At 68.5% G+C, this 4462-nt stretch carries 3 protein-coding genes; all 3 read left to right on the forward strand.

Features of this window, described 5'->3' with window-relative positions:
• Nucleotides 1–246: hypothetical protein (locus AC1DYI_RS27555; RefSeq protein WP_477207314.1), on the forward strand; the 246-nt coding region annotated here is incomplete at its 5' end.
• Between the two features lie 194 nt (nucleotides 247–440).
• A complete protein-coding gene (locus AC1DYI_RS27560) occupies nucleotides 441–2312 on the forward strand; it encodes a serine/threonine protein kinase (protein WP_477207315.1) in 1872 nt (623 codons plus the stop codon).
• Nucleotides 2309–4462: protein kinase domain-containing protein (locus AC1DYI_RS27565; protein WP_477207316.1), on the forward strand; the 2154-nt coding region annotated here is incomplete at its 3' end. The genes AC1DYI_RS27560 and AC1DYI_RS27565, both read left to right, overlap by 4 nt.

Genomic DNA, 4462 nt, shown 5'->3' on the forward strand with positions numbered 1-4462 from the left:
GCCCTGCGCATCGACCGATTGGTCGCACTGGCCGACCCGTCTGCGTCGATGGACCTGTTCAGCGGTGGCACCGCCCGCACCTGGTGGGTGCTGGACTACAAGCTGGAGTCACGCCCGCAAGACGACCCGGACAACCAAGCCCAGCTGGCGCGCTACCGCCGCGTGGTGACGGCGCTGCAACCTGGTGAGCCAGTGCGGGCCGCCTTCATCAACGGCCGGGGCGAATTGATCGAGCTGCCCCGTTAAACAACGGCTCGGTTTGGCCGATAGGGGTGATACAGAGGGATCCAAAAGAGGCCGGGGAGGTACATGGCCCGTGGAAACGTTTGACTTCGGCGTCGCCGTTGCTTGAGCGCGAATTGGTCACGGATTCCCCGGCACTTTCGGCCGCTGCTGGCGCCGACGCTGGGTTTCAATCGGCAAAGCGCCTCTTCTCGCCCATGGTCACGCCTGCCCAAAACCACGCCGACAACCACCGCCACACCGCCTCCACCGGCGCCGTGCGGATGTTTGGTCGTTTCCAACTGCTGCGCCTGCTCGGCAAGAGTGAGCGGGGCATGCTGTGGCTGGCGCTGGACCCGCGCGATCAACAAGAGGTGATGCTGGCGATGCCGCGCACCCAGCCTGGTGATGGCGCCAACGCCTGGCAACAGGCGGTGCGCCGCGCCGCGAGGCTGAACCATCCCCGCTTGGCCAAGGTGCTGGACATCGGTGAACACGAGCGTTGGCCCTACGCGGTTTTTGAGCGCGGTACCAACGTCACCTGGGCCGAGAAACTGTCGTCCCAAGGCATGCCGGGCACCGAACTGGCCGACTGGGTGGCGCAGGCCGCTCAAGGCCTGGCCTTTGCCCACGAAGCCGGCGCCGCCCACCACGACCTGCAGCCCTGGTGGCTGCTGCTCGACGAAGACAACCGCGTCAGCGTGCTCGGCCTGGAAGTGGCCGGCGCGCCGCGCGCCTCGGTCACCCAACCCGGCGGGCTGGACGAGTTGCGCGCCGTGCGCGACGCCGCTGGGCAGGACGTGCTCGCGCTGGGCCTGATCGCCCACTGGTGCCTGGCTGGCCAGCCGCCGCTGGATGAGCCCGACATCGGCCGCGTGATTGCCTGCATGCCGCCGATGGGCGCCGACATTGTTCGCCTGCCGTGGACGGTGCCAAGGCCGATTGCCGAGCCGCTGCGCGCCATCGTCAACCGCGCGACCGACCGCCAGGAGCGCCACCGCTACCTCAACGCCCGCACGCTGCAGCGCGCGCTCGAAGGCTGGATCAAGACCACCACCGAGCAGGACGGCGGCCCGCTGGCGCTGCTGCTCGATCGCTTGCGCCAGGTGGGCACGCTGCCCGCCCAACCCGGTGGCGCAGACCGCGCTGCCCACATGGCATTGATGGACAGTGCGCGCACCGCCGATCTGGCCGAGATCGTGCTGGAAGACATCGCGCTGAGCTTCGAATTGCTGCGTACCGTGAACAACGCGCAGGTTAACGGCGGTCGCGTCTCGAGCGATGGCCCGGTGTTGATGCTGCGCCGCGCGATCGCGATGCTGGGGGTCGACGGCGTGCGCCGTGCCGCCTTGTCGTTGCGCCGCTGGCCCGGCCCGATGAACGAGCAGGCGGCAAGCGAACTGGATACCTTGATCCGCCGCGTCAAGCGCGCTGGCCGCGTGGCCACGCGGCTGGTGCCGGCCGGCTATGACGGCGAAGTCGTCTACCTGATCACGCTGCTGCAGAACCTCGGCCGGCTGCTGGTGCAGTACCACTTCCCGGACGAGGCCGGCCAGATCCGCCGCCTGATGCAGCCCACCATCGTGACGCTGCCGCAGAAGACAGCAGGCGCCCCGCCAGAAACCAAGGAAGAGCCCGGCATGAGCGCCGAAGCCGCGTCGTATGCCGTGCTCGGCGCCGACATGGAAGCCTTGGGTGCTTCGGTGGCCCGACATTGGGGACTGGACGATTCCGTGCAAAACATGATCCGCCGCATCGGGCCCACGGCGCCGGTGCGTGCGCCCGAGTCGGACGGTGACATCCTGCGCGTATGCGCCAGCTGCGCCAACGACCTGGTCGATGCGATGACGCTGCCGGCCGCCCGCGCCCCGAAGGCGCTGAACCTGGTGGTGCAGCGCTATGCGCGCCCGCTGGGCCTGACCGGCCGCGACATGCAAGATGCCTTGCAAGGCGAGGGTGCGCGCAAGCAACCCGAAGCTGGCGCTGCGCCGGCCAAGAGCAACGCCAGCGCCCCCGAAAAGCCGACCGGGGCCTCGCCCAAGCGGCCAGCCGGCCCGTGGTCTGAAGCACTGGAAGGCACCCTCACATGAGCGTGGCAGCTGTGGCCACACCGGCGAAGGGCGGCGCACAACGCGTCGGCCGCTTCGAGCTGCGCAGTGTGCTGGGCCGCGGGGCTCAAGCCACCGTCTGGCTGGGCTGGGACCCGAAGCTGCAGCGCGAGGTGGCCGTCAAGGTCATCAGCGCCAGTGCTGGCGCTGAGGCGATCAACGAATGGCTGGGCGAGGCGCGGGCCACCAGCTCGCTGGCCCATCCCGGCATCGTGCCGGTCTATGAAGCCGACCAGGATGGCCAAGCTGTCTTCCTCGTTTTCGAGCGCGTTGATGGACCGACGCTGAGTGAAAAACTCAAGGGCTTCGGCCCGATGCCGGCGCGCGAAGCGGCCGAGTTGGTGCGGGAGGTGCTGGACGCGCTGGCCTTTGCACACGCCCGCGGCGTGGTGCACCGTGACCTGAAACCGTCGAACATCCTCATCGGCAGCGACGGCCGTGCGCGGGTGATGGACTTCGGCATTGCGGCCAAACTCTCTGAAGCGCATGACGGCCGCATCGTCGGCACGCCAGGCTATATCTCGCCCGAAGCCGCGCGCGGTGAAGCACCGACCCCGGCGATGGACGTTTACTCCGCCGGCATGATGCTGGGGCAGTTGCTGCTCGGCGGGCCGATGCGGCCGATCCCGGCCGCGCCTGAAGCCGCACTGCGCCAGGTGATCGACCAGGACCTGGTCTGGCCCGCAGGCAAAGCGCCGGTGGACGACAAGCTCCGCACGATGGTGATGCGCGCCACGTCGCGCGCACCCGAAGCCCGTTTTGCCAGCGCAGCCGAATTCCGCGATGCACTGGCCAAGTGGCTGACGCCGGCCGATGCGCCGCCGCAGGTCGGCGGCCACGGCACGCTCGACTTCCTGCTGCGCCGCATGCGGTTGCATGGTGACTTCCCGGCCCTGTCCGATTCGGTGACCCGCATTCAGCGCGTGACGGCGTCCGAGAAGGAAAGCCTGCAGGCGCTGTCGAGCGAAATCCTGAAGGACGTGGCACTGACGCAGAAGTTGCTGCGCCTGGTCAACACCGCACACTTCCGCCACGTGGGCGCTGGCGAGATCGCGACCGTGTCGCGCGCCACCGCGCTGATCGGCTTTGCCGGCATCCGCAACATGGCGCTGTCGGTGGTGCTGCTCGAGCACATGAAGGATCAGACCCATGCCCAGCGCATGAGGGAGCTGTTCTTGCAGGCACTGCTGACTGGTACCTTGACCGACCAACTCTCGCCCACCACGCGCGAGCGTGAGGAAGCCTTCCTGGGCGGCATGATGAGCCACCTCGGCCGCATGCTGGCCGAGTACTACTTTCCCGAAGAAGCGGCACAGGTGCGCCAGCGCGTGACGCGCAGCGGCCTGCGTGACACCGGCGCCGACGCGCCGGACGAGACGCGTGTGGCCGCCGACGTGCTGGGCCTGAGCTACGACGATCTGGGGCAGGGCGTGGCCCAGTCCTGGGGTCTGCCGGACAACCTGCGCCGCATGATGAACACGCCCCAGGAAGATGTGCCGGGGCGGTTGGTCGAGTCGGCGGTCGAACGCATGCGCTGGCGTATTCGCGCGTCGGCCGAAATGGTGCAGATCCTGCTCGAAGGCGATCCCGCGCAGACAGAGCAACGCGTGCTGGCGCTGGGCGAGCGCTACTCGCGCGCGTTGGACCTGAAGCCCGAAGCGTTTGGTGCTGCGTTGAAGCAGGCGCGGGTGAATCTGTCTGAAATGGCCGCCAGCTTGAAGATCGAGCCGCCCGCGCAAGCGAAGGCGCGCCGATTGCTGCATGCCCAGCCCGAAGCGGCCCCGGCGATGGCCGCGGCGAAGGCCGGCGCGGTGGATGCCACGATCGTCTCGCGCCCGTTGGCCCCGCCGACGGTGCCCGGGGTCGAGGCGGCCTGCGATGCGACCATGATCCTGTCGGTGCCCCCGCCCAGCCACGAACAGGCCGAGGCGATGTTGTCGGCCACCATTGCCGACGTGACCACCACAATGGCCAGCGACAGCTTCAAGCTCAACGAGGTGCTGAAGCTGATCCTTGACTCCATCTACAAAGGCCTGGGCCTCGACCGCGTGGTGTTCTGCCTGCGCGATCCCAAATCCGGCCAATTGACGGGCCGCATCGGACTGGGCCACGGCGCCGACCAGATGGCCAAG

This window comes from Ideonella sp. P3_A4 (genome assembly GCF_056403075.1).